This window comes from Campylobacter sp. BCW_6873 (genome assembly GCF_001762365.1).
GTDB lineage: Bacteria > Campylobacterota > Campylobacteria > Campylobacterales > Campylobacteraceae > Campylobacter_D > Campylobacter_D jejuni.
In genome coordinates, this window is sequence record NZ_MJWS01000107.1 from 71,502 (window position 1) to 97,824 (window position 26,323).

The 26,323-nt window shown below is 30.8% G+C and carries 32 protein-coding genes and 4 pseudogenes; 18 read left to right on the forward strand and 18 right to left on the reverse strand.

Annotation, left to right across the window (positions count from 1 at the left end; translation table 11 throughout):
• Nucleotides 1-5 precede the first annotated feature (5 nt).
• The 9 genes and pseudogenes from hisG to AJ932_RS10900 all read right to left on the reverse strand — a co-directional run bounded on the left by hisG (nt 6) and on the right by AJ932_RS10900 (nt 5,274).
• The gene (hisG, locus tag AJ932_RS09630) at nt 6-905 is read right to left on the reverse strand and encodes an ATP phosphoribosyltransferase (protein WP_044779873.1); all 900 of its coding nucleotides are present in this window, start codon (nt 903-905) and stop codon (nt 6-8) included.
• Nucleotides 906-1,077: 172 nt separating this feature from the next.
• A complete protein-coding gene (gene rplQ / locus AJ932_RS09635; protein ID WP_002851332.1) occupies nt 1,078-1,431 on the reverse strand; it encodes a 50S ribosomal protein L17 in 354 nt (117 codons plus the stop codon).
• A 3-nt stretch (nt 1,432-1,434) separates the two neighbouring features.
• The gene (locus AJ932_RS09640) at nt 1,435-2,448 is read right to left on the reverse strand and encodes a DNA-directed RNA polymerase subunit alpha (protein WP_002855748.1); all 1,014 of its coding nucleotides are present in this window, start codon (nt 2,446-2,448) and stop codon (nt 1,435-1,437) included.
• A 12-nt stretch (nt 2,449-2,460) separates the two neighbouring features.
• Nucleotides 2,461-3,087, reverse strand: a complete 627-nt coding sequence (gene rpsD, locus AJ932_RS09645; RefSeq protein WP_002856574.1) for a 30S ribosomal protein S4 — start codon at nt 3,085-3,087, stop codon at nt 2,461-2,463.
• A 28-nt stretch (nt 3,088-3,115) separates the two neighbouring features.
• Nucleotides 3,116-3,508, reverse strand: coding sequence for a 30S ribosomal protein S11 (rpsK, locus tag AJ932_RS09650; protein ID WP_002779544.1), 393 nt, complete (start codon nt 3,506-3,508; stop codon nt 3,116-3,118).
• A 9-nt stretch (nt 3,509-3,517) separates the two neighbouring features.
• Nucleotides 3,518-3,883, reverse strand: a complete 366-nt coding sequence (rpsM, locus tag AJ932_RS09655) for a 30S ribosomal protein S13 (RefSeq protein WP_002800121.1) — start codon at nt 3,881-3,883, stop codon at nt 3,518-3,520.
• Nucleotides 3,884-3,885: 2 nt separating this feature from the next.
• Nucleotides 3,886-3,999, reverse strand: a complete 114-nt coding sequence (gene rpmJ, locus AJ932_RS09660) for a 50S ribosomal protein L36 (protein WP_002781429.1) — start codon at nt 3,997-3,999, stop codon at nt 3,886-3,888.
• A 171-nt stretch (nt 4,000-4,170) separates the two neighbouring features.
• Complete coding sequence (gene infA / locus AJ932_RS09665) at nt 4,171-4,389, reverse strand: translation initiation factor IF-1 (protein ID WP_002781436.1); 219 nt, start codon at nt 4,387-4,389, stop codon at nt 4,171-4,173.
• A gap of 87 nt (nt 4,390-4,476) precedes the next feature.
• Nucleotides 4,477-5,274: pseudogene (locus AJ932_RS10900) on the reverse strand (MBL fold metallo-hydrolase).
• An 87-nt stretch (nt 5,275-5,361) separates the two neighbouring features.
• Between AJ932_RS10900 and AJ932_RS09680 the strand changes: the two are divergent.
• Both AJ932_RS09680 and AJ932_RS09685 read left to right on the forward strand, forming a co-directional pair.
• Nucleotides 5,362-6,654, forward strand: a pseudogene (locus AJ932_RS09680) (MFS transporter).
• Between the two features lie 49 nt (nt 6,655-6,703).
• On the forward strand, nt 6,704-8,335 hold the full coding sequence (locus AJ932_RS09685) for a multidrug ABC transporter permease/ATP-binding protein (protein WP_053872690.1): 1,632 nt from the start codon (nt 6,704-6,706) through the stop codon (nt 8,333-8,335).
• 19 nt (nt 8,336-8,354) lie between these two features.
• Here AJ932_RS09685 and cgb read toward each other — a convergent pair whose 3' ends face one another.
• From cgb to AJ932_RS10920, 9 genes and pseudogenes are all read right to left on the reverse strand, one after another.
• Nucleotides 8,355-8,777 (reverse strand): single-domain globin Cgb, encoded by a 423-nt coding sequence (cgb, locus tag AJ932_RS09690; protein ID WP_002871269.1) that lies wholly within the window; start codon nt 8,775-8,777, stop codon nt 8,355-8,357.
• A 66-nt stretch (nt 8,778-8,843) separates the two neighbouring features.
• Nucleotides 8,844-9,242: pseudogene (locus AJ932_RS09695) on the reverse strand (molecular chaperone); the annotation flags it as partial.
• 75 nt (nt 9,243-9,317) lie between these two features.
• Nucleotides 9,318-9,758 carry a hypothetical protein gene (locus tag AJ932_RS10610; protein ID WP_002862235.1) on the reverse strand — a complete coding sequence of 147 codons (441 nt, stop codon included), beginning with the start codon at nt 9,756-9,758 and terminating at the stop codon, nt 9,318-9,320.
• On the reverse strand, nt 9,736-10,092 hold the full coding sequence (locus AJ932_RS10995) for a DmsC/YnfH family molybdoenzyme membrane anchor subunit (protein ID WP_308203065.1): 357 nt from the start codon (nt 10,090-10,092) through the stop codon (nt 9,736-9,738). Before AJ932_RS10995 ends, AJ932_RS10610 begins: the two co-directional genes overlap by 23 nt.
• Nucleotides 10,093-10,533 (reverse strand): annotated as a pseudogene (locus AJ932_RS11000) (4Fe-4S dicluster domain-containing protein); the annotation flags it as partial.
• 56 nt (nt 10,534-10,589) lie between these two features.
• Complete coding sequence (locus AJ932_RS10905) at nt 10,590-10,727, reverse strand: hypothetical protein (protein WP_251817328.1); 138 nt, start codon at nt 10,725-10,727, stop codon at nt 10,590-10,592.
• A 24-nt stretch (nt 10,728-10,751) separates the two neighbouring features.
• A complete protein-coding gene (locus tag AJ932_RS10910; protein ID WP_070277956.1) occupies nt 10,752-11,147 on the reverse strand; it encodes a hypothetical protein in 396 nt (131 codons plus the stop codon).
• An 809-nt stretch (nt 11,148-11,956) separates the two neighbouring features.
• Nucleotides 11,957-12,232 carry a molybdopterin-dependent oxidoreductase gene (locus AJ932_RS10915; RefSeq protein ID WP_070277954.1) on the reverse strand — a complete coding sequence of 92 codons (276 nt, stop codon included), beginning with the start codon at nt 12,230-12,232 and terminating at the stop codon, nt 11,957-11,959.
• A 212-nt stretch (nt 12,233-12,444) separates the two neighbouring features.
• Nucleotides 12,445-12,573 (reverse strand): hypothetical protein, encoded by a 129-nt coding sequence (locus AJ932_RS10920; RefSeq protein WP_257841576.1) that lies wholly within the window; start codon nt 12,571-12,573, stop codon nt 12,445-12,447.
• A gap of 295 nt (nt 12,574-12,868) precedes the next feature.
• Between AJ932_RS10920 and AJ932_RS09720 the strand changes: the two genes are divergently transcribed.
• The 16 genes from AJ932_RS09720 (at nt 12,869) to nuoK (ending at nt 26,322) form a co-directional block, all read left to right on the forward strand.
• Nucleotides 12,869-14,404: an ABC transporter substrate-binding protein gene (locus AJ932_RS09720; RefSeq protein ID WP_070277952.1), complete on the forward strand. Its 1,536-nt coding sequence runs from the start codon at nt 12,869-12,871 to the stop codon at nt 14,402-14,404.
• Entirely contained in the window at nt 14,404-15,348 is a 945-nt protein-coding gene (locus AJ932_RS09725) for an ABC transporter permease (protein WP_070277950.1), read from the forward strand. Before AJ932_RS09720 ends, AJ932_RS09725 begins: the two co-directional genes overlap by 1 nt.
• On the forward strand, nt 15,335-16,129 hold the full coding sequence (locus AJ932_RS09730) for an ABC transporter permease (RefSeq protein WP_074470062.1): 795 nt from the start codon (nt 15,335-15,337) through the stop codon (nt 16,127-16,129). The genes AJ932_RS09725 and AJ932_RS09730 overlap by 14 nt, the downstream gene beginning before the upstream one ends.
• A complete protein-coding gene (locus tag AJ932_RS09735) occupies nt 16,126-16,836 on the forward strand; it encodes an ATP-binding cassette domain-containing protein (protein ID WP_070277946.1) in 711 nt (236 codons plus the stop codon). Before AJ932_RS09730 ends, AJ932_RS09735 begins: the two co-directional genes overlap by 4 nt.
• Complete coding sequence (locus AJ932_RS09740) at nt 16,829-17,494, forward strand: ATP-binding cassette domain-containing protein (RefSeq protein ID WP_070277944.1); 666 nt, start codon at nt 16,829-16,831, stop codon at nt 17,492-17,494. The genes AJ932_RS09735 and AJ932_RS09740 overlap by 8 nt, the downstream gene beginning before the upstream one ends.
• 112 nt (nt 17,495-17,606) lie before the next feature.
• Nucleotides 17,607-17,996, forward strand: coding sequence for an NAD(P)H-quinone oxidoreductase subunit 3 (locus AJ932_RS09745; protein ID WP_070277942.1), 390 nt, complete (start codon nt 17,607-17,609; stop codon nt 17,994-17,996).
• Nucleotides 17,978-18,481 (forward strand): NuoB/complex I 20 kDa subunit family protein, encoded by a 504-nt coding sequence (locus tag AJ932_RS09750; RefSeq protein WP_002777888.1) that lies wholly within the window; start codon nt 17,978-17,980, stop codon nt 18,479-18,481. The genes AJ932_RS09745 and AJ932_RS09750 overlap by 19 nt, the downstream gene beginning before the upstream one ends.
• On the forward strand, nt 18,478-19,272 hold the full coding sequence (locus AJ932_RS09755; RefSeq protein ID WP_074470063.1) for an NADH-quinone oxidoreductase subunit C: 795 nt from the start codon (nt 18,478-18,480) through the stop codon (nt 19,270-19,272). The genes AJ932_RS09750 and AJ932_RS09755 overlap by 4 nt, the downstream gene beginning before the upstream one ends.
• A gap of 1 nt (nt 19,273) precedes the next feature.
• A complete protein-coding gene (gene nuoD / locus AJ932_RS09760; RefSeq protein ID WP_070277938.1) occupies nt 19,274-20,500 on the forward strand; it encodes an NADH dehydrogenase (quinone) subunit D in 1,227 nt (408 codons plus the stop codon).
• Nucleotides 20,497-20,724 (forward strand): NADH-ubiquinone oxidoreductase subunit E family protein, encoded by a 228-nt coding sequence (locus AJ932_RS09765; RefSeq protein WP_002824979.1) that lies wholly within the window; start codon nt 20,497-20,499, stop codon nt 20,722-20,724. The genes nuoD and AJ932_RS09765 overlap by 4 nt, the downstream gene beginning before the upstream one ends.
• Nucleotides 20,721-21,413: an NADH dehydrogenase gene (locus AJ932_RS09770; protein WP_070277936.1), complete on the forward strand. Its 693-nt coding sequence runs from the start codon at nt 20,721-20,723 to the stop codon at nt 21,411-21,413. Before AJ932_RS09765 ends, AJ932_RS09770 begins: the two co-directional genes overlap by 4 nt.
• On the forward strand, nt 21,410-23,872 hold the full coding sequence (locus AJ932_RS09775) for an NADH-quinone oxidoreductase subunit G (protein ID WP_070277933.1): 2,463 nt from the start codon (nt 21,410-21,412) through the stop codon (nt 23,870-23,872). Before AJ932_RS09770 ends, AJ932_RS09775 begins: the two co-directional genes overlap by 4 nt.
• A complete protein-coding gene (nuoH, locus tag AJ932_RS09780; protein WP_002856570.1) occupies nt 23,865-24,863 on the forward strand; it encodes an NADH-quinone oxidoreductase subunit NuoH in 999 nt (332 codons plus the stop codon). The genes AJ932_RS09775 and nuoH overlap by 8 nt, the downstream gene beginning before the upstream one ends.
• A 9-nt stretch (nt 24,864-24,872) precedes the next feature.
• Nucleotides 24,873-25,514, forward strand: a complete 642-nt coding sequence (gene nuoI / locus AJ932_RS09785) for an NADH-quinone oxidoreductase subunit NuoI (RefSeq protein WP_070277932.1) — start codon at nt 24,873-24,875, stop codon at nt 25,512-25,514.
• On the forward strand, nt 25,511-26,029 hold the full coding sequence (locus AJ932_RS09790) for an NADH-quinone oxidoreductase subunit J (RefSeq protein ID WP_070277931.1): 519 nt from the start codon (nt 25,511-25,513) through the stop codon (nt 26,027-26,029). Before nuoI ends, AJ932_RS09790 begins: the two co-directional genes overlap by 4 nt.
• Nucleotides 26,026-26,322, forward strand: coding sequence for an NADH-quinone oxidoreductase subunit NuoK (nuoK, locus tag AJ932_RS09795; RefSeq protein ID WP_002858466.1), 297 nt, complete (start codon nt 26,026-26,028; stop codon nt 26,320-26,322). Before AJ932_RS09790 ends, nuoK begins: the two co-directional genes overlap by 4 nt.
• Nucleotide 26,323 lies beyond the last annotated feature (1 nt).

A 26,323-nucleotide genomic window follows, 5' to 3' on the forward strand; every position in this document is an offset into this window, starting at 1 on the left:
TTTACTCACTTTAACATTTTTTCTATAGGCAGAACTAAAATCGAACTCGCACCTTCTTCTTTTAAAGCCTCCATAGTTTCCCAAAAAAGATTTTCTTTACTTACCATATGTAAAGCTACATTTTTTTCATCGTGTGCTAAAGGTAAGATAGTTGGTCTTTCAACTCCTGGAAGTAGGGCTTGAATTTTATCAAGCTTTTGTTTTGGAGCATGAAGCATAATGTATTTGGATTCTCTTGCTTGCATTACTCCTGCTACACGCAACATAATTTTATCCACTAAAGCTTGTTTTTCTTTATTTAAAGCATTTTCTTTTTGAATCAAACAAGCACGAGATTCATAAATGACTTTCACTTCTTTAAGATTATTTGCTTGTAAAGTTGCCCCGCTTGAAACAAGATCGCAAATCGCATCGGCTAAATTTGCCCTAGGGGCTACTTCAACAGAACCTGTAAGCATACAATTTTTATAATTAATCCCATTTTCTTTCATAAAACGCTTTAAAAGTTGTGGATAAGAAGTAGCTATCCTTAAGCCTTCAAAATCTTTCAAATTTTGAAATTTATTTTCTTGAGGCAAGGCAAGAGAAAGACGGCAATATCCAAAATCTAGCTTTTTTAAAAGCTTATAGCTTGGATTTTCTCCTAAAGACTGGCGTTCAAGTTCATTTTCTTCTAAAACATTTTCCCCTATAATGCCTAAATCTACAACTCCATCAAAAATAAGCCCTGGAATATCATCATCTCTAACGCGTAAAATATCTATGGGTAAATTTGTAGAAAAAGCGATCAAACTTTGTTCATGGATATGCATTTTAACACCACATTCTGAAAGAAGCTCTATGGATTCTTTTGAAAGTCTACCTGATTTTTGTATCGCAATGCGTAAACGAGTGTTTTCTTGCATAACATATCCTTGAAATTAAAAATTAAAAACTTATATTAGCATAAGTAGTTGAATTTTTAGCAAGGGTTTTAGAAAATAAATGAATTTAATTTTATTTAAAATAATTATTTAAAACTTTTTATTTTTAGGATATTTAATTGAAGTATTAATCCTAGCAAAAGCTAGGATTTGATTAAGCTACAAATTCGATGAAAGCCATTTCAGCAGCATCACCACGGCGAATTCTTGTTTTGATGATTCTTGTATATCCACCATTGCGATCTTTGAATTTCGGAGCAATTTCAGTTACTAATTTATTAGTAGCGTTTTTATCTTGTAATGAAGCAAAAACTGCTCTATGAGCGTTAAAATCTCCAAGTCTTGCTCTAGTAATCAATCTTTCTACATAACCTCTTAATTCTTTAGCTTTTGGTAGAGTAGTTTCGATTTTTCCGCTATTTACTAAAGCTATGGTTAAATTTTTTAATAAGGCAGCACGATGAGATGAAGTTCTGCCAAGTTTTCTATATCCATGTTTATGTCTCATTCTTTATCCTTCGTTTTGTGCTTTTAATTCTGCGATTTTATTTTTAAGTATTTCTTTATTATCGCTAAGCTTAGAAGTTCCCACAGGAAAACCTATGCTTTCCATGATGTTTTTAATTTCATCAAGAGATTTTTTACCTAAATTTTTAAGCCCTGCAAGTTCACTTACACTCATCAAAGCAAGCTCGCCTATGTAAACTACTCCTGCTTTTTCAAGACAATTATAACTTCTAGCACTTAAATTTAAATCTGTAATGTTTTGCAATAATTTAGTATTTTCTAGTTCATTGCTTGTTGCTTGATTTTTAATTACGCTTCTAACATTGGTAATTTTATCAAATACTGATAATTGTTTATACATAGCTTCTAGAGCATTTTGAAAAGCCTCATTTGGAGTGATTTGTCCATCAGTTGTTACGGTTAAAACCACTTTTTCATAATCAGGATTATCTTCAAATAAAACTTTTTCAATATCATAGGTTGCTTCTCTTACAGGTGTAAAGAAAGCATCTAAAGCTATAAATTTAGGATCATTTATAAGCTCTTTAATTTCTTCGCTTGGTACATAGCCAATACCTTTTTCAACAATCAATGTGAATTTGAGTTCAGCATCTTCGTTGATTGTTGCTAGATAGGCGTCTTTATTTACTACTTCTACTTGATCATTATTTAGATCTTTGCCGTAAATTTCTTTTGAGCCTTTAAAGCTAAATTCTACTATTTCTTTATTTGATTCGCCTTTAATTTTAAAGCGTAGTTTTTTTAGATTAATGATAAAAAGTGCTACATCTTCAAGCATACCACGCATGCTATCAAATTCATGAGCTACGCCATCAATATGAATTGCAGTTGGAGCATATCCTATGGTGCTAGTGTAAAGCAAACGGCGTAAAGGATGGGCTAGGGTGATTCCATAGCCGATCTCAAAAGGCCAAGCACTGATTTTAGCCACAGTATCACTAATGTTTTCTATTGTAAATTCTGTTGGCGTATAAGCAGATGTTGTAATGTTTCTCATATTTAGCCCCTATTACTTAGAGTAAAGCTCAACGATAAATCTTTCCTCAACCGGAATGACAACTTCTTCTCTCTCAGGTTTTCTTGTGAAAATTCCAAATCTCTTATCTTTTTCAACATCAACCCAAGCAACGATTCCAGTTTGTGCTGTAAGTTCGATAGCTCTTGTAATTTGAGGATTGTTTTTGCTTTTTTCGATGATTTCGATTTTAGCACCTGCTTCTACTCTAAAGCTAGGAATATCCACTCTTTTACCATTTACTAAAACATGTCCATGTGTTACAAGTTGTCTTGCAAAACGACGTGTTGTAGCAAAACCCATTCTATATACTACATTGTCTAATCTTTGTTCTAAAAGTTGGATAAGTAATACCCCTGTATTTCCTTCTCTTCTTGCTGCTTCAGCAAATAAACGACGGAATTGCTTTTCACTTACTCCATACATAAATTTAGCTTTTTGTTTTTCTCTTAATTGAAGTCCATACTCACTAATTTTACCTTTTCTTGCTCCGTGTTGTCCTGGTGCATAAGGGCGTTTATCTAGTGCACTTTTGCCAGCTAGTCTTCTTTCCCCTTTTAATGCTAAGCTAACACCAAAGCGTCTTTCTAATTTTTCTACTGGTCCTCTATATCTTGCCATAATATTCTCCTAAATTTTTCTTAATATCTTAGACACGACGACGCTTAGGCGGTCTGCAACCATTGTGAGCTAATGGAGTGATATCTTTTAAGAAAGTTACTTTAATTCCTTCCATAGCACCTACACTCTTAACAGCAGTTTCTCTACCGCTTCCTGGTCCTTGTACTTTAATGCCTACTTCTTTAATTCCGTGTTCTTTTGCTTTATTTAAAGCGTCTTCTACTGCTTGTTGTGCTGCATAAGGAGTTGATTTTTTAGAACCTTTAAATCCTAAACCACCTGCACTACTCCAAGCGATAGCATTTCCCATTTCATCAGTTACTGTAACCATAGTATTGTTAAAAGTCGCACTGATATAAACAATACCTTTTGCTATATTTTTTTTAACTACTTTTTTCTTTACGATTTTTCTTTTTGCCATGATTTATCCTTATGATTTTGCACCAACAGTTTTTCTCTTACCTTTTCTAGTTCTTGCGTTTGTTTTTGTTTTTTGTCCGCGAACTGGTAAGCCTTTTCTGTGTCTTAAGCCTCTAAAGCTTCCTAAATCCATAAGTGCTTTAATATCCATAGCAACTTGTTTTCTCAAGTCCCCTTCAACCATATAGTTTTCTTGAATTTCTTTACGGATAGCTGCTGCTTCATCTTCACTTAACTCATGAACTCTTTTATCATAAGAAATTCCTACTTTATCTAGAATTTTTCTTGAAGTGAAAAGCCCTATACCATAAATATAGGTTAGTCCATACTCAATTCTTTTTTTCTTTGGTAAATCCACACCTGCAATACGAGCCATGTTTATCCTTGTCTTTGTTTATGTTTTGGATTTTCGCAAATAATGCGAACCACGCCTTTACGGCGAACTACTTTGCACTTGTCGCACATCTTTTTAACCGATGGTCTCACTTTCATGAGCGTCTCCTTGAATGAATTCCACTTGATTTACGACTACATCAGGTTTTATGAATAACCAACTATTTTCAAAATAAGTGGTGGATTTTAAAAATACTTCTTCATATAGTTCGATGTAATTTGTCGCAAAAACTCTAATTTTATCTAAAATTAGCTTTTAAATAACTTAGATTATTTATATCTAAAAGTTATACGCCCTTTATCAAGGCTATAAGGTGTAAGTTCTACTTTTACTTTATCACCTGGCATTATTCTTATATAATGCATACGCATTTTTCCTGCAATATGACATAAAATTACATGTTTGTTGTCAAGTTCAACCTTGAAATTTGCATTAGGCAATGCTTCAAGTACGGTGCCATCAATTTCAATTACATCATCTTTTGCCAAAATTTTCTCCTTTCATGAAATAAAAAGGCTATAATTTTAGCAAAAATTATTAAAATTTTTACTTAATTTTTAGTAATTTTTAAGTAATTAATCTAAAAATTCAGGTTCAATAAAAGATGCATGAGTCCCTATAACTTTGAGTTTTCTTTCTTTAAATTCTTTAAGTAGTTTTTCCCTTGTTTGTATAGCCTCATTTTGATCTATATCAAATTTTTATAGCGATTTTAGGTTTTGGGATTTGTATATCATAAAGATGAAGTAAATCTCCCAAAAGACTATTTTATCATCAATTATGATAACATTTTGACCTGGGGTATGCCCGTAAGCAGGTATGGCTTTAATGCCTGAATTTTGAAAGATCAAATCTTTAGAGTGGTTAATAAATTCTATATTTTTAAGTTTAAGCAAGGTGTTTTTAATTTCTTGTCTATCGCTTTTGATCCAAAAATCATATTCTTTTTTATCGATTAAAATTTGAGCTTTTGGAAAAAGATTTTCTTCGCTCATTAAAGCTCCTATATGATCAGGATGTGCGTGTGTTAAGATAATATGAGTGATATCTTTAAATCGGTTTTGTGGATATGCAATTTTTCTTTTAATGTATCAATAGTATCTAAAAACCCTGTGTCTATTAAAGCATTAAAATTTGGATTTTTTATCAGAGCAATATTATGCTCATTTCTTTTGATTTTTGTGCGAGTTTTTTCTATAAAATTCTTATCTTCATTGTTTTGTGGCACTAAAAAAGAAAATAATAAATTTAAAAATTCATCATCAGATTGTTTAAGCGAGATTATATGGGTTTGATTTGAACTTTTGCTTGTGGTTTTTTCTTCTAAAAAATAAAGATTGGTTTTTAAAAAGGGTGGTTATAAAATTAAACATATTTATCCTTAAATTTTTTAGATAATATTTTGGAAATGATTATAGTATAATAAAAACAATGTTTTTAAAATTTAAGGTAATTAATCAATGAGAAAATCAAAATTTGGAACAAAGGAAATTAAGATCTTAGGACTTTCTTCACTAGGAGGAACTTTAGAATTTTATGATTTTATTATTTTTGTCTTTTTTGCTGAATATATAGCTAATGTATTTTCCCTAAAGATATGAGTGAATTTTGGGCTTTATTAAATACTTATGGAGCATTTGCAGCTGGATATTTAGCACGTCCTTTAGGTGGTATAGTTATGGCACATTTTGGAGATAAATTTGGGCGTAAAAATATGTTTATGCTAAGTATTTTACTAATGGTTCTTCCTACCTTTGTCTTAGCTTTTATTCCAGGTTATGAAACTCTTGGGTTTTTAGCTCCTGTTTTATTGATACTTATAAGAATTTTTCAAGGCATAGCTATAGGTGGAGAATTGCCTGGAGCTTGGGTTTTTGTAAGAGAACATTGTCAAGAAAAACAAAAAGCTTTCTTTTTAAGCTGTTTAAATTCAGCTATGGCTTTAGGAATTTTGTTAGGAAGTATAGTATTTTAATCATTAATGCTTTTTTTAGTATAGAAGAAATTGCTGCTTATGCATGGCGTATTGCTTTTTTTGTAGGTGGAATTTTTGGGATTATTTCTATTTATTTGCGTAGATTTTTGCAAGAAACTCCTGTTTTTAAACAAATGAAAAAAGAATCATCGCTTAGTTCTTTTCCACTTAAAGATTTATTTAAAGAAAAGGATATTGTAAAAAATTTATTTTCATCAATGATGATGACTTGGGTTTTAACAGGTTGTGTTATTGTGCTTGTTTTATTGATGCCTAAATTTATGCCTAGTATTTTAAATTTAAGTGGGGTTGAAGGAAGTTATTTGCAGATATTAGGAATTTTGGGAATAGCTTTAGGCGGGGCTTTCATGGGTTATCTTGTAGATAAATTTGGTTTATTTAAAATTTGCATTTTCTTTTCTTTAACTTTTGTATTTTTTTCTTTTTTATATTTTTATGCTTTATATGAACTTAAAAATTTGGTTTTGGTGTGTATTTTGTATTCGATTGTTTGTTTTTTAGGTGGGATTAATGTGTTTGCACCTATTTTAATGAGTGAAGTTTTTAGAGCTAAAATAAGATTTTCAGAAATTTCTTTTTCTTATAATATTGCTTATGCAATTTCAGGCGGTATTACTCCGCAACTCGTTTTTTGGCTTAATACACTCGCGAGTAAAAATGAAAATCCATTTTTATATGGTATGAGTATATATATGATTTTTTAGCGTTATTGGCTATTTGTGCTGTTTTTATAGTAAAAGATAAAATAAAATTTTGATAATCACTCTTAAAATGTTATAATTAAAATTATATTTTGGAGTTTATAAATGCCTTTTATTATCGAATTACTTAAGCAAAATAAATTAAAGTTGATTTCTTTTTTGCTTTTTTCTTTTATTACAAGTGCTGTTGGAGTTTTAACTCTTGTTTTTATCAATGATTATTTGCTTAAAAATGCACAAAACATTCCTATTTTTTATTTTATTGTTTTGCTTTTGATATTTTTTATAAGTTCTACCATAGTTGAACTTGGACTTAGTATTTTTGGACAAAATTTTATTTTTAAAATGCAAAGGCGCGTAGTAAAGCAGATCTTAGACACCCCTTTGTTAAGAGTGGCTAAAGTAGGTAAGGCTAGAATTTTAGCTTCTTTGGGAAGTGATGTGAGAAATATATCTTTTGGGCTTTTAAGATTGCCTGATTTTTTACAATCAAGTATATTGATTTTATGCACTAGTGTTTATTTATGTTATCTTTCACCACAAATTTTTGCTTTGTGTGTGGTATGGATTATGGTTATTTTTATTACTAATAATTTTTTGATGATGAAAGTATATCAGTATTTTCGAAAGGCAAGGGAAAATGACGATGCTTTGCAAAATAATTACCAAAATATACTAGATGGACATAAAGAACTTTTGATCAATCGTGATAGAGCCAAGCTTTATTATGAAGATGAATTTGAAAATAATGCAAGATTGAAAAAGAAAAATAGTACTTTAGGCAATCTTTTTAACAATCTCTCAAACAACTGGACAAATGTAACTCTTTTGGCTTTAGTGGGCGTAGAGTTTTACTTAGCTTTAAAATTTGAATGGGCAAGTGTTGCAGATGCTACAACTATAGCTCTTTCTATTTTGTTTTTACGAACCCCTTTAGTATCTATGATAGGATCTTTTCCTACTTTGCTTTTGGCAAAAATCGCTTTGGATAAGATCGCAAAATTGGAATTAGATGATTATATAGAAGGTTTTAAAAAAACACATTATATTAGCGAATGGAAAAAAATTTCTTTTAGAAATACTCAATTTGCTTATGAAGAAAATTTTCACTTAAATCCTGTAAATATAGAACTTAAAAAAGGTGAATTGGTATTTTTAATAGGTAAAAATGGAAGTGGTAAATCCACTTTTTGTATGCTTTTGACAGGACTTTTTAAGCCAAGCAAAGGCGGAATTTATGTTGATGATACGCTTATAGATGATAAAAAGTTAGATGAGTATAGATCTCTTATTTCTGCTGTTTTTAGCGATTTTCATCTTTTTACTAAAACCTTAAATAAAGAAAATTTTGCAAGCGAAGAAAAAATTGCTTTTTGGTTGGAGTTTTTAGAACTTAAAGATAAAACAAGTGTCAAAGATAATGAACTGACCTTAACCAAACTTTCTACAGGGCAAAAAAAGCGTTTAGCTATGCTTATAGCCTTGCTTGAAGAAAGGGATATTTTAGTGCTTGATGAATGGGCGGCTGATCAAGATCCTGTTTTTAGAAGATTTTTTTATAAAAAACTTTTACCTTTGTTAAAAGAGCAAGGTAAAACAATCTTTGCTATCACACATGATGATGCATATTTTGATAGTGCTGATAGAATTTTCTTGGCTCAAAATGGTGAAATCAGCGAATTAAAGGGTGAGAATATAAAGGAATTAGCTAAAAATTTAGTAGAAAAATTTGATTAAAGCCCAAAATGGGCTTATATTATTTATCATAGAGCTTTTTTTCTATATCGATATAAAATTCAGCAATTTTTCCATAAGCAACTTCCCAAGCTTTAAGAGTGGCTTCATCAGGATTTAAAAGATTTTTAATAGCCTTTAAAAGGCAAGCTCCAACTATAGGATAATGCTCTTCTTTAACCCCTAAATTAACATGAGTTATGGCAACTTTATCAACAAAGCTTCTCATATTTTCCAAATTTTCTATATTTTTGGCTGCCATTAAAATCGCCATCGCTAAAGCTTTTGGTTGTTCTCCTGAAATTTGTTTTTCCATATTAAACATAGGTTTTACCTCAGGATAATCATTAAACATTATTTTATAAAACTCCTTGGTTAAATCCTCTCCATTTTTTTGCAAAATAGGCACACAATCTTTGATAATTTGAATTTGTTCTTTTGTCATAATTTCTCCTTTTTATTGTAAAAGAGATATTTTATATCTTAAAAAGGAGAAAAAAATTGACTTGTGTTAAAATTTTGTATTTAGTTGATTGAAAAAGTCTTGCATTAACATTGCTAATGCTTTATAAAAATGTGTTTTAGCTTTATTGATAACATCAAAACTCCACATGTTAAACCAAGTAAAAAATTCTTCTTTTAAGAATTTTTGCAAAGTTATATCATCTTGTTTTTTGATTAAAAAACTAATAAATAATAATTCATTTATCAAGCTATCTGCAGGTTCTTCATTAAAAAAAGAAAAAAAGTTATTTTGCGCAAAAATTTGCTTAACTTTATCAGAATTATCTGAATAAATTTCTTTATTTTCATCAAGATAAAAAGAAGCAAAAGGCGGTGCTTTTACATAATCAACATCGCTTAAAAACAAAGATGTAAAATCACTTGCTATTAATTTATCATCTTCGTTTGAAGATGATAAAAGCTTTAAAGCGGTGCATTGTAATTTGCTATTATTTTTTAAAAACCAATTTTGCCAGAATTTTTATTTTTTAAGTTTTTCTAGCAAAAAATGATTAGGTGGATTTTGCAAAAAATTGATAAATATGTCTATTGCCAATTTTTGCATTAAGAATGTCCTAGTATTTATAAGTCCATAAAATAGCATTCTGGTGGTAAATACCCCTAAAAATGTGCAAAGTAGGGAAAAATAAGCAAAAAATTTACTTTTAAATTTTTCATGTAAATAATTATGCAAATACCAAGTAAAAATCCCAAGTCCTAAGAATGCAAAAGAAAGCGGTATAAACCAATCATAGGCTCCACCTAAAAGTTCAAAAGGGTTTACAAGCCCCATAATCCAAGTTTGTCCTACATGTAGGGTTTGCAAAACTATAGCAGTGCTTAAAGCCCTATGCCCATAAGTCCTGTAAAAAACGACATTTTTTTCATGTTCGCTATTTTCAAAAAAAACAATAATAAACAATAGCACCTAAAAATATAGTACTAGCGAAAAAATAAAGCAAAGTGATCTTAAAATCCCAAGTAGGCACACTTTCTTGCATGGAGTCATAAGCTCCACTCATAAAGAAAAGTCCTAAAATTCCACATATTAGCGTAAGATAAAACACCCAATTTGAAGTTTTTAGATAAAGCAAAAAGCCCAAAGCACATACAAGAGATACAAATAAAATTTCATTATTCATCCAGCCTATATGCCACTCATTGTTTGCATAAAAAACACCCATTCTATTTAATACATTAAAAATGTGTGTAATATCATTTAAATGAAAAAATGAAGGGATAAAAGCAACCACCATTGCAAATTCCTTTGGATTTTTACCTTCTTTTAATCTCTCATAACACCCATCGCATTTGCTCATATGACCACTTTCATGGTTAAATTGAGGTGCGCCATAATGAAATGCTATAGCACAAGCTTTGCAGCCTATACACATACTATCATCGATTGCTACTATGCCCCATTTATTTTCGTTGTTGCACCGGTTGGACAAGCTTTAAGACAAGATGGATTAGAGCAATGATTACAAGAAATAGAAGTGTAGTAAGCAAAAACATTTTGCTCAAAACTTCCATCTTTTTTAGCTGTCCAATTTCCCGCTTCAGTCTCAAATACACGGCGAAAATTAACCCACAGGCATATTTTTATAATCCTTGCAAGAAAGTGAGCAAGTCCTACAGCCTACGCATTTGCTTTGATCTAGCATAAAACCAAATTGTGAATTTTCTTCTAATTTTATCTTTTTCTCCTTAAACTTTTGCAATTTCAACTAAAATAGAATGTTGTCCATTTCCTTTAGAAATAGCATGGCACTATACTTGCCAAAGAATTCACACAAGTTCCCACATCGATGCCATTTTCATATTTTACCCATGCATCTTGCGGGGTTACTGCACAACCTGGTATGATTCCTAAGTCATTTCTTGCTTGCACCACATCGCCTGTTTTGATACTTCTTTACTCTGCATCTATAGTATTTATCCAAATTTTTTGTGGATTAGCTTCTCTAATTTGTGGAATTTCCCAAAAGTTAGAATGCGTTCTGCCTTTGTAGTAATAGCCAAAAAATTGCAAAGGATACTTTTGTTTTAATGGACCCAAAATCCCTTCTCTTTGGCTTTCAAAAACAGGAATAGGCATTATTTGTTGTCCTTCTTTTAATTTCCAAGTTTTTTGCATTTGTGCGAGTTTTGTGCTATAAATTTCTATCTTTCCGCTAGGAGTTTTTAAAGGATTATTGATGGGATCTTTTATAAAACTTTGTAATGCGACTACAGGTTTTACAGGCTCAAATTTTACAAGTCCTTTTTCGCACATTTCTTCAAAACTAGGCAAAAGTGGATTTTTTTTCATACTTTCTTCATAAAGGTATTTTAGCCAATCTTTTTGCGTTCTTCCTTCGCTAAATTCTTTTTCTATGCCAAGTCTTTAGCAAGTTCAAGACACATTTCATAAATAGGTTTTACTTTTCACCAACTGGCTCGATAGCTTTTTGACAATAAATAATATAAGGCTTATTGCTATAATATTCTGCACTAGGTCTTATAAAATCTTCTTGCTCTAGCATAGTTGCATCAGGTAAGATATAATCTGCGCAGTTATTTGACGGAGTTCTAGTTACATTAATATCTCTACTATATACTCACACAAATTCTCATCGTTTAAAATATCATGCACTTATTTAATAGTGCTGTGCTGATTTGTAAGACAATTTCCTGCTGTATTGAAAATAAATTTGATGTTTTGTTTTAATTGTGTTGTGCCACGTACTCCATCGCTAATATCTGCCATTTCTTTTCCGCGATAAATGGCATCTGTGAATAAAAAACAAGGCTTTATGGTGGCAATTTCTCTTGCAAGTTGAACTATGCGGCGTGCCGGAATTTTTGTAATCTTGCTAGCCCAATCAGGAGTTTTTTCTACTCCATCGTTTAGTCCTAAAACATAGCTTTCATAGCTTGAGTTTTGGTTGTATCTTGTGGCAGAGTATTTTCGCTAAAGCTTATGGTGTATTTATCAAGAAAAGTTCTATCAAGTAAATCTTTTTATCATCACATAATCAAAGCTGCATCGGTTCCTGGTGTTAAAGGCTTTTTGATAAGCATAGCCTACTCCACCACCTCCCATTCTAGTTTCAACATGATTTGCTCCAAAAAATATAGCTAATTTTGCAGAGCGTAAAGTGTATATATCGCTAGTAGGAGATCCTCCATAGAAAAATTCATAGCATTTGAAATTTGAGCCGTAGAATAAGAATTATGATAATTTAAATAATCACCATAAAGATTTAAAAGTCTAGCCCATGGACCTTGTGTACAGCGATTGATTATTGTTCTTGTTGCATAATTTATATAAAAGGCTTCATTGCCGTATTTTTCTTTAATTTCTTGCATTTTGGCAGAAATTTCATCAAAAGCTTGTTTCCAAGAAATAGGCATAAAAATTTACCTTCACCCCTTTTTCCCACTCTTTTTAAAGATCTTTTTAGGCGATTTGCGTTGTAAACTTTATATCTTGAACTACGCCCTCTAATACAGGCTCTTGCTTGACGATTATCAAAGCTATCATCACCTTCATTATCAGTACTGATTATTTAATAATTCCATCTTGAGAATGTACTTTTACGGGACATTTTGTTCCACAATTTACATTACATCCAGCCCCATTTGCTGATCAATGGTGGAGTTTTTAATAAATTTGCACTTAGATTTATAGGGCTTAAGGTTAAGCCGCCAAACAAAGAACTCCATTTTAAAAAATCTCTACGATTTTGTTCCATGTTATCTCCTTACATTTATGTGATAAAAATTATTGCGATTATAATACAAATAATAATTTTATTCAATTAAAATTAAGACTTTAAAACTCCTAAATATAGGCTTTATAATGGATTTTTCGTTTATGAATTTAACTTCAAAAAATAAAAATTTGAATAATATAGTGATAGAAATTTATTAAAATAGTATTTAAATAGAAATTTATAACTAAAATATAATTTTATCCCCCGTATAGGCTTGCGAGTTGAGTTTTTTTGTTTTATAATTTTACAAATTATTAAATGAAAAGGTTTATTTATGTTGAGATTTTTAATTTTTGTATTGTTATTGTTTATAAATTTAGAAGCAAAAACCCAAAAAGATATGCTTATTATAGCAGTTGAAAATGAAATCACAAGGATAAATCCTGCTTATAGTGAGGATCATGATGCAGTGATTAATCTTGTATTTTCAGGGCTTACGCGTTTTGATGAAAATATGAGTTTAAAACCTGATTTGGCTAAGTCTTGGGATGTTAGTAAAGATGGGCTTATTTATGATATTTTTTTAAGAGACGATGTTTTATGGCATGATGGAGTCAAATTTAGTGCTGATGATGTGAAATTTAGTATAGAAACCTTTAAAAATCCTAAAAACAATTCTTCTGTTTATGTCAATTTTGAAGACATTAAAAGTGTGGAAATTTTAAATCCTTCTCATGTAAAAATCACACTTTTTAAACCTTATCCTGCATTTTTAGATGCTTTAAGCATAGGAATGCTTCCTAAGCATTTGCTTGAAAATGAGAATTTAAACACAAGCTCTTTTAATCAAAATCCTATAGGTACAGGTCCTTATAAATTTGTAAAATGGAAAAAAGGTGAATATGTTGAATTTAAAGCTAATGAACATTTTTATCTTGATAAGGTAAAAACTCCAAGACTTATTATAAAACACATTTTTGATCCTTCTATAGCTAGTGCTGAGCTTAAAAATGGCAAGATAGACACAGCTTTAATCGATGTTTCTTTGCTAAATATTTTTAAAAATGATGAAAATTTTGGAATTTTACGTGAAAAATCGGCTGATTATCGGGCTTTAATGTTTAATTTTGATAATGAATTTTTAAAAGATTTAAAAGTAAGACAAGCTTTAAATTACGCAGTTGATAAAGAAAGTATAGTAAAAAATCTTTTGCATGATTATGCTTTTGTAGCCAATCATCCTTTAGAGCGTTCTTGGGCAAATCCTAAGAATTTTAAAATTTACAAATATGATCCTAAAAAAGCCGAGGATTTACTTGTAAGTGCAGGTTTTAAGAAAAATAAAGATGGAAATTTTGAAAAAGATGGGAAAATTTTAGAATTTGAAATTTGGGCGATGAGTAATGATCCTTTAAGGGTAAGTTTGGCTGGAATTTTGCAAAGCGAATTTAAAAAAATAGGAGTTGTAAGCAAGGTGGTGGCTAAACCTGCTGGAAGTTTTGATTATTCTAAAGTAGATAGCTTTTTAATAGGCTGGGGAAGTCCTTTAGATCCTGATTTTCACACTTTTAGGGTATTTGAAAGTTCGCAAGATAGTGCTTTAAATGATGAGGGTTGGAATTTTGGACATTATCATGATAAAAAAGTGGATATAGCCTTGCAACAAGCAAGAAATACTTCAAATTTGGAAGAGAGAAAAAAATATTATAAAGATTTTATAGATGCTTTGTATGAAAATCCTCCTTTTATCTTTTTAGCCTATCTTGATTTTGCTTTAGTTTATAATAAAGATTTAAAAGGTATCAAAGCAAGGACTTTAGGTCATCATGGAGTGGGTTTTACTTGGAATGTTTATGAGTGGAGTAAATAGTGCTAAAACGCTTAGTTTTTAGTCTTGTCGTAGCATTTTTTAGCACTTTTTTATGTTTTGTTTTACTTCATTTTAGTAAAGGCAGTATAGCTTATGCTAATGGAGTTAATTCACAAAGTAAAGAATTTGTTCAAAGAATAGAACAAAATTTAGGGCTTGATAAGTCTTTGCTAGAGCAGTATAAAATTTGGCTTTTTAAGGCTTTAAAAGGAGATTTAGGAGTTTCTTTTTTAAGTGGAGAAAGTGTTTTAAAGCTTATAAAAGAAAGAATTTTTAATACTTTTATTTTGGGTTTTAGTGCCTTAATGCTTTTATTTTTACTCAGTGTTTTTTTGGCACTTTTAGGATATTACTATAAAGAAAGTTTTATAGATAAAATCATCACTTTTTTAGCTTTTAATTTTTTTGCTTTACCTCCTTTTGTTTTGGCTTTATTGTTTGTTTTAATTTTTGGAATTTTTTGGAAAATTTTGCCTGTTATGGGAAGTAGTGATATAGGCTTTGAAGATGATTTTTTAAATCGTTTAGAGCATTTGATTTTACCTGTTTTGGTGCTCGTTTTATCACATTTGGCGTTATTTTTAAGGATTGCTAGAAATTTTATCAATGAAAGTTTTTCTCAAATTTTTATTCAAAATTTATACGCTAGAGCTTTAAGGGAGAAAGATATTTATTTTTTAGTTTTGAAATATTCTTTAAGTCCTATTGTAGCTTATTTTGGGGGAAGTGCTTTAAGTTTTATGATGGGAACTTATGTGGTAGAAAGTGTCTTTGCTTACGAGGGGCTTGGGTCTTTACTTTTTAAAAGTATTATTTTTAAAGATTATCCTGTTGTACTTGCACTTATATTTTTTAGTGTTTTACTTGCAGCATTTTTTACATTTTTAAGTGATATTGTAGCTAGGATTTTAAATCCTAGATTAAGAAGGCTTGATTTTGTTTAAATTTCTTATCATACTTGTGCCTTTAATTTTTTTATTTTTATGTGCCTTGTTTGCACCTTTTTTGGCTCCTTTTGATATTTTAAGCACTCATTTAGAAAATTTGCATCAAGCTCCTAATTTTACTTATATTTTAGGGACTGATTTTTTAGGCAGGGATTTGTTTTCTCGTTTGCTTTTTGCTTTGAGAAATTCTTTGATCATAGGTGTTGGTGGATCTTTATTGTCTATTATCTTTGCTTTGTGTTATTTGTTTTTAGCACGATGTTTTTTTTATATTTTTTGGATGCGTATTTTAGAGTTTTTTTTAGCCTTGCCTGCTTTTTTACTTATGATGTTTTTTCAAAGTATGATAACTTCTGATGTGTTTTTGATGATTTTTTTAATCGCATTAATTCATTGGTGTTTCATAGCAAGAATTATAGAAAGTGAATTAAAAAGACTTGAAAATTTAGATTTTTACAAAGCAAATATAGTGCTTGGAAGAACTAAATTTAGAGCTTTTTTTAAAGATTTAATACCTGCTTTAAAAACACTGATTTTTACACTTTTTATATTTAATATTGTTCATGCTATAGCCACAGAAGCTACTTTGAGTTTTTTTGGACTGGGCTTAGGATTTGAAATTCCAACTTTAGGTACTCTTTTGAGTGAGTCTTCAAAAGCAGTTTTTATAGGTGCTTGGTGGATGATACTTTTTCCACTTTTAAGCTTGCTTTTGTTGTTTTTACCTCTTTTATGGTTGGGTAATTTTTTACAAAAAATTTGGGGTATAAGATCTTGAAGGTAAGAAATTTAAATATCAGTTTGAAGAATAATTTATTGCTTAAGGATATTAATTTAGATATAAAAACAGGCAAAACTTTAATGATACTAGGACAAAGTGGAATGGGTAAAAGTTTGCTAGGAAAAGCTTTGGTAAGACTTTTAGATTCTAATTTCACAATAAGTTTTGATGAATTAAGTTTTCATAATTCTTGTATTTTTAATTTTAACAAAGAAGAGCTTAGAGATTTTCGTTCTAAGGTGGCACTTGTTTTGCAAGATGCAGAGCTTAGTCTTTATCCTTATTTGGATATTGGAAATTTATGTCATCTTGTTTTAAAAACTCATACAAAATTAAAACAAAAAGAAAGAAAAGATTACGCTTTTTCTTATTTTCAAAAATTAGGATTTGAAAATCTTGATCGTTTGTGGCATTCTTATGCTAATGAATTAAGTTTGGGTATGGCAAGAAGGGTGAGTCTAGCTTTGGCATTATTAAATCAACCCCAAATTTTAATTTGTGATGAAACCACAGCTTCTTTGGATAAAGAAAACGCTTCTAAGATTATATCGATTTTAGAAGAATTAAAAAATAACACAGCCTTAGTTTGTATCACTCATGATTTAAATTTGGTAAATTCTTTAGCAGATGAAATTCTTATGCTAGAAAAAAATAGTTCAAATTTATATAGCTTAGATGAGTTTTTAAGGTATTATAATGCTTAAAGTTTGTAATTTAAGTAAGTTTTATGAGCTTAAAAAGCATTGGTATTTAAAAAAAGAAAGACATATTATTTTTGATAATATCAATTTTTCTTTAAATAAAAATGACAATTTAATAATTTTAGGTAAAAGTGGTGCAGGTAAAAGTACATTAGCTAGAATTCTTTGTTTTTTAGAAGATCCAAGCGAGGGTGAGGTATGGTATGAAAATCTTAACTTACACAAGCTTGATAAAAACAAACAGAGACTTTTAAGAAAGCAAATTCAGTATTGCTTTCAAGATCAAAAAATGGCTTTAAACCCTTATAAAAAAATCAAAAATCTTATACAAGATGGTTTGGAAAATTTTAATTTACAAAAGAATGATGATTTGATTTTAGAATTTTTTGATTTTTTTAGTCTAAAAAAACAAATTTTAGAACAAAAACCCTATGAGTTAAGCGGAGGAGAAGCCACACGCGTAGGTCTTATCCGTGCTTTGGTTTTAAATCCTAAATTGTTGATTTTAGATGAAATTACTTCAGCGCTTGATATTAAAACTTCTAAAGAAATTTTAACTTTTTTATATTACTATCAGCAAAAAAATAATATTTCTTATATATTTATAACCCATCAAAGTGATCTTTTTTATAAATTTAATCATAAAAAATTAAAACTTTAAAAAATATTTTTTAATATAAGTTTCAATATAGAAAGTTTAGAGTAAAATAAAGAAAAGTGTAAATTTAATTTTTGTTGTGGAGTGATTAAAGTGCTTTAAAAAAGGAGAATAAATGTCTCATATAGATGCTTCGCATCCTTATTTTGGTATTTTTTTAATGCTAGTACTTGCTAGTGTTATTTTTTTTGGACTGGTTTTTTTAGCTTCAAAAATTGGTAATAATTTTGCCACAAAAAATCGCAAAAAATTAGGACTTGGAATTTATGAATGTGGTCCTATTCCTGTTAAACAAGCTAACAAGATTAACTCTCAATTTTTCATCATCGCCTTAATCTTCATACTTTTGGATATAGAAGTTGTGTTTTTATTTCCTTGGGCTTTGATTTTTAAAGATTTAGGTTGGTTTGGGCTTTTAGAAGTTTTTGTTTTTATCGTACTTTTAGGAGTTGGATTTTTATATGCTTATAAAAAAGGAGCGTTTGCATGGCAGAGCATCAAGTAAATTATGCAAGTGGTTTGCCCGTAGTTTTAACTAGTGTTGATAAACTAGTTCAATGGGGCAGGAGTAATTCTTTATGGGCTTTATCTTATGGACTTGCCTGTTGTGCGATTGAGATGATGGCGGCTGGGGGTTCAAGATATGATTTTGATAGATTTGGAACGATTTTTAGAGCTTCACCACGCCATAGTGAAGTGATGATTATCGCAGGAACTTTATGTAAAAAGCATGCTGAATTTACAAGAAGACTTTACGATCAAATGCCTGATCCTAAATGGGTGATTTCTATGGGAAGTTGTGCCAATACAGGCGGTATGTTTAATACTTATTCTACGGTTCAAGGAGTGGATAGAATTATACCTGTAGATATTTATGTGCCAGGCTGTGCTCCACGTCCAGAAAGTTTTCAGTTTGCTTTGATGATTTTGCAAAAAAAGATTCGCAAAGAAAAAGCAAGTCGTAAAATCGCACCTAAAAGGTTGGTATAATGAGAAAGTATAGCGATAAAAAAAATGCTCAAACTCAAAATTATTACAAAGATAGATTTTATCACGCGCCACACACTGTAAAATCTGATGTTAATGAAAGTGTTTTTAAAGATGATTTTGAAGTTTTAAAAACTCAAGTAGAAATTTTAAATTCCTTTGTAGAGCTTGATTTTTGGGTAATAGAAATTAAAAAAGAAGACAATATTAAAACCTTGCAAATGCTTAAAACTTTAGGGTATTTAAGTTTTACAGAGGCAAGTGCTATTGATTTTATAGCAGATAAAAATGGTTTTGAAGTGTTTTATCAGCTTTTAAATTTAGAAAAAAAATTAAGAGTGAGAATAAAAACTTTTGTAGGTGTAAAAGAGCGTTTACAAAGCGTGGCTCATATTTTTAAAGGAGCAAATTGGAGTGAGAGAGAAATTTATGACATGTTTGGAATTTTCATCATAAATCATCCCAATTTAAAACGCATTTTAATGCCTGATGATTGGTTTGGGCATCCGCTTTTAAAAACTTATCCTTTAAAGGGCGATGAGTTTGCAAGATGGTATGAGATTGATAAAATTTTTGGCAAAGAATATCGTGAAGTAGTGGGCGAAGAACAAAGAGATCCTGGTTTTGTTGATGATAAAGATACGCTAAATTTTGCAAGACTTTATCATGAAGTGCCAAAAGGTGGTCAAAAGAAGGAAGTTTCCTTTAAACAAGAATATCAAGAAGATGAAGGCGTAGCTTTTGTAAAAAAAGTAAAACGTGATGAAGCAAAAATTTTAGAGAAAAGGCGTTAAAATGCAAATTCCTAGCAAGTTAAAACCTTATTATGAAAATATAGCTTTTGAGCAAGAAGACTCAAAAATGATTATCAATTTAGGCCCTCAACACCCTTCAGCACATGGAAATTTACGTCTTATTTTAGAACTTGATGGAGAGCAAGTTGTAAAAGCGCGTCCTTGTATAGGTTATATGCATCGTGGTATGGAAAAAATGGCTGAAAATATGATTTATCAAGAATTTATTCCTACTACTGATAGAATGGATTATATCGCCGCTTCAGCGAATAATTATGCTTATTGTGCAGCGGTTGAAAAGCTTTGTGGTTTAGAGATTCCACGCCGTGCAGCAGTGATACGCATGATACTTTTAGAATTAAACCGCATTGCATCACATTTACTTTGGCTTGCCACTCATGCGCTTGATATTGGTGCGATGAGTGTGTTTTTATACTGCTTTAGAGAACGTGAATATGTTTTGGATTTGATAGAAAAGTATTGCGGTGCAAGGCTTACGCATTCTTCTATGAGAATAGGCGGGGTTATGCTTGATTTACCTGAGGGTTATTTAGAAGAAATGCTTGCATTTTGCGATAAATTTCCAAATGATTTAAAAGATTATGAAGATCTTTTAGATGATAATAGAATTTGGCGTTTAAGAACTGAAAATGTAGGTGTGGTTACCAAAGAACAAGCCTTAAATTGGGGTTGTACGGGTGTGATGTTAAGAGGAAGCGGTATAAAATACGATATACGCAAAGAAGAGCCTTATTTGCTTTATAATGAAGTCGAATTTGGTGTGCCTTATGCTACGCAAGGGGATTCTTATGCAAGATATAAAGTTTATATGCAAGAATTTCGTGAAAGTTTGAAAATCCTTAGACAATGCGCCATGCTTTATAAAGATACTCCGCCTGAAATTTTAGCTACGCATCCTGAGTATGTAAGTGCTTCAAAGGAACAAATTTTAACGCAGAATTATTCCTTAATGCAGCATTTTGTTTTAATTACTCAAGGTTTAAAACCTCCTAAAGGCGAAGTTTATGTGCCTACTGAAAGTCCAAAAGGTGAGCTTGGCTTTTTTATCCATAGCGATGGTACAGGAAGACCTTATCGTTTAAAGGCTAGAACGCCTAGTTATTGGCATTGTGCGTTTTTTGAAGAAATGCTTGTAGGTACTTATTTAGCTGATGTTGTAGCCATTATGGGTAATGTAAATATAGTTTTAGGTGAGATAGATCGATGAGAAGAGTAGATTTAAGAAAAAGCAAAGAGCTTTTTGAAGATTTAGCACAAATCATAAAAGAAGCAAAACAAGGCGAGGTTTTAGTGGTGCTTTTTGAAATCGGCGATTTTTCTCCTGTTGAAAAAAGTTTTTCTTTTGTAAAAGAACAAGGCTGTGAGCTTTTAAATTCTTTGAAATTTAATCAAGTGGATTGGACTATTGTTATAAAAAAGGAGAGGGTATGATTTATGATAATGCTCTTTGTTTTTTAGATATGTCAAGCCTTAAAAACAAAAATTTATGTGAAAAAATAGGTGTAAATAGCATTAATATTTCTTGTTTGGAAGATAAAAACTTAAAAGCTAAATTTTACAAATGCGAAATTGCAAGTTTGAGTTTTGTTTTAGCCTTGCTTTGTAAATTAAGCGATGAAGGGCATTTTTGCGATTTAGATGAGGGATATTTAAGTGCTGAATCTTGCTTTGGAGAGGAAGAAGCAGGTGAAGTGCTTGCTTTTTTAAAAGAGGCTAAGTATTTAATTATAGATAAAAATATCCATTCTTATAAAGATAGCGAAAATATCAAATATTTTTTGAATTTCTTAAGTGCAAAATATGAATTAAAGATTTTAGATAGCGATGAAGAAGAATGTGATTTTAAAAAGGCAAAATTAAACACCCTAAAAGAACTTGATAATTATGATGGTTTAGTGCTTTTTAGAGCCAATTTACAAGATAAAAATTTACATTGTTCAAAGCAATTTTTACAAATTGCAAAATGCAAAGATCAAAGTGAAGTTGAAATTTTGGCTAAAGATTTTAGTCTTAAAACCAAGCTTTGTTTAGATGAAAATTTACAAGGCACTATAGCTTTTTTAAATTATGAAAACAATGGTTTTGATTTTACTCCAATTCGCATAAAGGAAGCAAAATGACAGTTAAGATTAATGGTATAGATTGCGCCTTTGAAGAAGGCGAATATATTTTAAATATAGCAAGAAGAAATGATATTTTTATCCCAGCGATTTGCTATCTTTCAGGCTGTAGTCCTACTTTGGCTTGTCGTATGTGTATGGTTGAAGCTGATGGTAAAAAGGTATATTCTTGCAATACTAAAGCAAAAGAGGGTATGGTTGTAGAAAGTGATTTGCAAAATCTTTGGGATGAAAGAAATGAGATCATGCAAGCTTATTGTATCAATCATCCTTTAGAATGTGGGGTTTGCGATAAATCAGGCGAGTGTGAATTGCAAAATTTCACTCATAAAAGCCGTGTAAATGTTCAAAAACATTGGATTAAAGACACGCATAAACCGCATAAACATTGGGGAATGATTAATTACGATCCCGCACTTTGCATAGTATGTGAGCGCTGCATTACAGTTTGTAAGGATAAAATCGGCGAAAGTGCTTTAAAGACTGTTCCTCGTGGCGGAGATAGTGTGGATAATAGCTTTAAAGAGAGCATGGGAAAAGATGCTTATGCGATTTGGACTAAATTTCAAAAAAGTTTGATAGGCCCTGCAAATGGCGATACGCTTGATTGTTCATTTTGTGGAGAATGTACAAGCGTGTGTCCAACAGGAGCTTTGATAGGTTCGAAATTTCAATACACTTCAAATATTTGGGAACTTAAAAGAATCCCTGCTTCAAATCCGCATTCAAGCGATTGTGAGTTGATGTATTATGATATTAAGCAAAGTGGCATTAGCAATCAAAAAGAAAAAATTTATCGTGTGAGTAATGATTTTGCCTTCGCGAGTTTAAATAAGGCTGCAAGATTTGCTTTTGATACGCAAAATGAGGCGGATAAAGATGAAAAAGCCTTTAAAGAACTTGTGGAGCTTTTTGAGAAAAATGAAATTAAAAACATTAAATTTAATAGTTTTATTACCAATGAAGAAGCTTTGATTTTACAAAATTTAAAAAAGAAATTTAATCTTTCTTTGATCAATGAAGAAGCTTTGAAATTTAAAGAATTTTTACAAGAATTTATCGCTAATTCTGGTGAGTTTTATAGTGCTAATACTCAAGATATAACAAAAAGTGATTTTTTGGTTGTGGCTGGAATGCTTTTAAGATATGATGCTCCAACGCTTAGCTATAAAATCAATAATGCTTTAGTGATGAATAAAGGCTCAGGGCTTTATTTTCATCCTATGGAAGATATGGGTATAGCAAAATATTCTAAAAATTTTATCTCACACATTCATAAAAGTGGCGATGAAGAGCAAATTTTATATTTTTTACTTCAAAAATTTAGCCAAGATGAAGGTATCAAAACTCATTTAGCAGAGTTTTTTGTTAGTGAAAATAAAGAAATAGAAGAAAGTATCAACGAAGAAGTTGTAGAACAAGTCATAGAAAAAGATGAAGAAGGCAATGAAATTCAAAAAGAAGTAAAAAAAGTCGTGCCTAAGAAAGTGAAAAAAATCATAGAAGTGCAACGCTCTATTTTTGCTAAAAATTTAGGCATAGATGAAGATAAATTAGAAGATTTATTGCTTAAAAAAGCAAATTTTACTCTTGTTATAGGGAGTGATTTTTATTTTCATAAAAATGCGAAAAAACTTGCTAAATTACTTGCTTTGATCCAAAATACCACTCCTTTTAAAGTCTTTTTAAATCCTACGCATACCAATACCTTAGGTGTGGCCATGATTTGCGATTTGGATAAAAACACACAAGAAGGCAAGACTTTAGGTTATAATGAAAAAGGTGATTTTAGTTTTTCTTATGAAGAGCATGCAAATTTAGCTAGTGCGAGTTTAAATCAGCAAGAAGGAACTTTTTTAAATTACGATAAAAGAGTGGTGCCAACTAACGCTGCTTTAGAATTTAAGGGATATTTTTTAAATGATTTAGCTAATGCTTTAGGTTTTGATGAGGAATATACCATAAATTATACTAAGAGACTCCCTATAAATAAAGGTTTTTCTCCGATTGATTTTGATCATTTAGACAATTTTTATACCAATGCAGGCGATTGTAAAAGGGGATATGAGCTTAATTTAGAATGTTTTAAACAAGTTGCTAAAAAAGAATTCATCTCTCCAAATTTTGAAAATTTAAACCCAAAAGAAGATGAAATTTTGCTTTATAGTGCTAATCCTAGCTATCAATTTGGTAGATTTTCAAATCGTGCCAGTGCGATTAATGAGGTGATTTTTTTAGGTGTAAGTGAAAATTTAGCTAAAGAGAAAAATTTAAAAGATAAAGATCTTGTAAAACTTAAAATAAAAGATAAAGAATTAAGCCTTAGTGTGCGTGTGGATAAGGATATAAAAAATGGAGCTTTCTTACCGTATTTTGATGAAAAACTTGACACGCTAAGCTTTTTTGATGAAAGATTTGTTGTGGCGAATTTAGAAAAATTAGGAACAAACCATGAGTGATTTTGCTTTTTTTGCTTTAGAGGCTTTGATTAAATGTATTATTGTCATTGCAATATTTGCGAGTTTAGCAGGTCTTGCAACTTATGCTGAAAGAAAAGTTTTAGCTTATTTTCAAAGACGCATAGGGCCTGATATGGTAGGGCCTTTTGGGCTTATTCAACTTGTAGCTGATATGATAAAACTTTTTACTAAAGAAGATATAATCCCTTCAAATTCGCAAAAATTTATTTTTGCTATAGCACCTTTGATTTCTGCTATTTGTGCTTTTGTTTCTTTAGCGGCTATTCCTATGCTACCTGAATTTACTTTATTTGGAAGGGTGATTCAGCCTATAGTGGCAGATATCAATGTAGCTTTGCTTTTTGTCATCGGCACTTCAGGACTTTGCTTTTATGCGGTGTTTTTGGGTGGACTTGCAAGTAATAATAAATGGTCGATTTTAGGGGCTGCAAGAGGGCTTGTAGCGATTATTTCCTATGAAAGCGTAGGAGCTTTGGCTTTGATTGCTATTGTAATGCTTGTAGGTTCTTTTTCTTTGGTGGATATTAACAATTATCAAAGTGATGGATTTTTTTCTTGGCTTATTTTTAAACAGCCCTTGGCTTTTGTGCTTTTTATAATTGCTTTATTTATAGAGACCAATAGAACTCCGCTTTGTTTGACGGAAAATGATGCTGAAATTGTAGCGGGTTATGGAACGGAGTATTCGGGTTTAAGATGGGGTATGTTTTTTATAGGTGAATATGCTTCTATGATAGCTGGAGCTATTTTGGTAACTCTTTTGTTTTTAGGGGGTTTTAATAGCTTTTGGATTATTCCTGGTTGGATTATGATGATAGTAAAATCAAGTTTTATTTTCTTTTGGTATTTTTGGGCAAGAGCTGCTTTTCCGCAATTGCGTCCAGATCAAGTGATGAAAATGTGCTATTTGATCTTAATCCCTTTAGCGGTTTTAAACCTTTTAATCACTGCTTTGGCAGTTCTTTTATAGGAGTTTGATATGAAAAATTATTATTTAGTGGATGAGAAAAGAAAAACTCCTGTTAGCACTTGGGAGAAAATTTCACAAGCTTTGCGTAGAAGCGTTAAACTAGAGCTTTTTGTAGGGCTTGTTGTGATGATGAGAGAATTACTTAAGAGAAATAATAGCGCTACGATTAAATATCCTTTTGAAAAGGTAAAGCTTGACAATCGTTACCGTGCTGTTCATCGTTTGATGCGTTTTATAGAAAGCGAAAATGAAAGATGTATAGGTTGTGGGCTTTGCGAAAAAATTTGCATTAGCAATTGTATTAGAATGGAAACTTCTTTAGATGAAAATGGGCGTAAAAAAATAGGAAATTATAGTATTAATTTAGGGCGTTGTATTTATTGTGGTTTTTGCGCTGAGGTTTGCCCAGAACTTGCTATAGTACATGGGACAGAGTATGAAAATGCAGCCGAGCAAAGGTCTTATTTTGGCTATAAGCAAGATTTTTTAACTCCTATTGATAAGCTTAAAAATCAAGTTGAATTTGAAGGAGCAGGAAGCCTTAGAAAAGATGCTGATTTATTGGTGGTAAAAACACCAAGTTATTACGATGTGATGATTGAAAGAGCCTTAGAAAATCAAAATACACAAGAGCAAGGAGAAAATAAATGATAGAAAATTTAGCCTTTGTATTTTTTAGTGTAGTGGTTTTAGGCTTTTTTGGCATTGCGGTTTTAAGTAAAAATATGCTTTATTCTCTTTCGGCTTTAGCGGGTGGAATGGTGTTTTTATCGGGATTTTATTTTTTACTTGATGCAGAGTTTTTAGGCGTGATACAAATTATTGTTTATAGTGGAGCTGTGCTTGGACTTTATAGTTTCGCGATGATGTTTTTTGATGCTTCTAAAGAATTTAAAGAACAACTTAAAGCTAAAAAAAGTTTTTTTACTTTGGTAGTTTTAAGTGCGATTTTACTTTTGGCCATGCTTATAGGTTTTAAATACCAAAATATCAGCACGGATTTGTCTTTAAATGATCCTGCTTTGTTTGATTTTAATAAACAACTGGCTTTAGCGATTTTTTCAAAATATCTTTTGGCTTTTGAATTCATAGCCATTTTACTTTTGATTGCTTTAGTTTGTGCTATAGTACTTACTCATAAAGAGCTGGCAAAGGAAAAACAATGATAGAAAAGTATTTTTTTATAGCTATTTTAATGTTTGTCATAGGGCTTGTAGGGATTTTAAAAAGACAAAATCTCATTATGCTTTTTATTTCGAGTGAAATTTTATTAAATAGTGCTAATTTAGCTTTGGTAGCAGCTTCTAAAATGCACAATGATTTAAATGGACAGGTTTTTGCACTTTTTATCATGGGTGTAGCGGCTTGTGAAGTAGCTGTTGGTGTAGCTTTGTGTGTGCTTTGGTATAGAAGAAAAGGCACTTTGGAATTAAAAAGCTTAAAAGAAGTGGAGGCTTAGT

What these genes read in the sequence shown, in the direction of transcription:
- AJ932_RS09750 (WP_002777888.1), top strand. Translation starts at nt 17,978, where the DNA reads ATGGCAGAGCATCAAGTAAATTATGCAAGTGGTTTGCCCGTAGTTTTA.
- AJ932_RS09775 (WP_070277933.1), top strand. Translation starts at nt 21,410, where the DNA reads ATGACAGTTAAGATTAATGGTATAGATTGCGCCTTTGAAGAAGGCGAA.
- AJ932_RS09685 (WP_053872690.1), top strand. Translation starts at nt 6,704, where the DNA reads ATGCCTTTTATTATCGAATTACTTAAGCAAAATAAATTAAAGTTGATT.
- nuoI (WP_070277932.1), top strand. Translation starts at nt 24,873, where the DNA reads ATGAAAAATTATTATTTAGTGGATGAGAAAAGAAAAACTCCTGTTAGC.
- nuoH (WP_002856570.1), top strand. Translation starts at nt 23,865, where the DNA reads ATGAGTGATTTTGCTTTTTTTGCTTTAGAGGCTTTGATTAAATGTATT.
- rpsK (WP_002779544.1), bottom strand. Translation starts at nt 3,508, where the DNA reads ATGGCAAAAAGAAAAATCGTAAAGAAAAAAGTAGTTAAAAAAAATATA.
- AJ932_RS09740 (WP_070277944.1), top strand. Translation starts at nt 16,829, where the DNA reads ATGCTTAAAGTTTGTAATTTAAGTAAGTTTTATGAGCTTAAAAAGCAT.
- AJ932_RS09765 (WP_002824979.1), top strand. Translation starts at nt 20,497, where the DNA reads ATGAGAAGAGTAGATTTAAGAAAAAGCAAAGAGCTTTTTGAAGATTTA.
- AJ932_RS10910 (WP_070277956.1), bottom strand. Translation starts at nt 11,147, where the DNA reads ATGAAAAAAAATCCACTTTTGCCTAGTTTTGAAGAAATGTGCGAAAAA.
- AJ932_RS10920 (WP_257841576.1), bottom strand. Translation starts at nt 12,573, where the DNA reads ATGGAACAAAATCGTAGAGATTTTTTAAAATGGAGTTCTTTGTTTGGC.
- AJ932_RS09745 (WP_070277942.1), top strand. Translation starts at nt 17,607, where the DNA reads ATGTCTCATATAGATGCTTCGCATCCTTATTTTGGTATTTTTTTAATG.
- AJ932_RS09790 (WP_070277931.1), top strand. Translation starts at nt 25,511, where the DNA reads ATGATAGAAAATTTAGCCTTTGTATTTTTTAGTGTAGTGGTTTTAGGC.
- nuoK (WP_002858466.1), top strand. Translation starts at nt 26,026, where the DNA reads ATGATAGAAAAGTATTTTTTTATAGCTATTTTAATGTTTGTCATAGGG.
- rpmJ (WP_002781429.1), bottom strand. Translation starts at nt 3,999, where the DNA reads ATGAAAGTGAGACCATCGGTTAAAAAGATGTGCGACAAGTGCAAAGTA.
- AJ932_RS09720 (WP_070277952.1), top strand. Translation starts at nt 12,869, where the DNA reads ATGTTGAGATTTTTAATTTTTGTATTGTTATTGTTTATAAATTTAGAA.
- AJ932_RS09640 (WP_002855748.1), bottom strand. Translation starts at nt 2,448, where the DNA reads ATGAGAAACATTACAACATCTGCTTATACGCCAACAGAATTTACAATA.
- rplQ (WP_002851332.1), bottom strand. Translation starts at nt 1,431, where the DNA reads ATGAGACATAAACATGGATATAGAAAACTTGGCAGAACTTCATCTCAT.
- rpsM (WP_002800121.1), bottom strand. Translation starts at nt 3,883, where the DNA reads ATGGCTCGTATTGCAGGTGTGGATTTACCAAAGAAAAAAAGAATTGAG.
- AJ932_RS09770 (WP_070277936.1), top strand. Translation starts at nt 20,721, where the DNA reads ATGATTTATGATAATGCTCTTTGTTTTTTAGATATGTCAAGCCTTAAA.
- hisG (WP_044779873.1), bottom strand. Translation starts at nt 905, where the DNA reads ATGCAAGAAAACACTCGTTTACGCATTGCGATACAAAAATCAGGTAGA.
- rpsD (WP_002856574.1), bottom strand. Translation starts at nt 3,087, where the DNA reads ATGGCAAGATATAGAGGACCAGTAGAAAAATTAGAAAGACGCTTTGGT.
- AJ932_RS10915 (WP_070277954.1), bottom strand. Translation starts at nt 12,232, where the DNA reads ATGCCTATTTCTTGGAAACAAGCTTTTGATGAAATTTCTGCCAAAATG.
- AJ932_RS10995 (WP_308203065.1), bottom strand. Translation starts at nt 10,092, where the DNA reads ATGGTGGTTGCTTTTATCCCTTCATTTTTTCATTTAAATGATATTACA.
- cgb (WP_002871269.1), bottom strand. Translation starts at nt 8,777, where the DNA reads ATGACAAAAGAACAAATTCAAATTATCAAAGATTGTGTGCCTATTTTG.
- nuoD (WP_070277938.1), top strand. Translation starts at nt 19,274, where the DNA reads ATGCAAATTCCTAGCAAGTTAAAACCTTATTATGAAAATATAGCTTTT.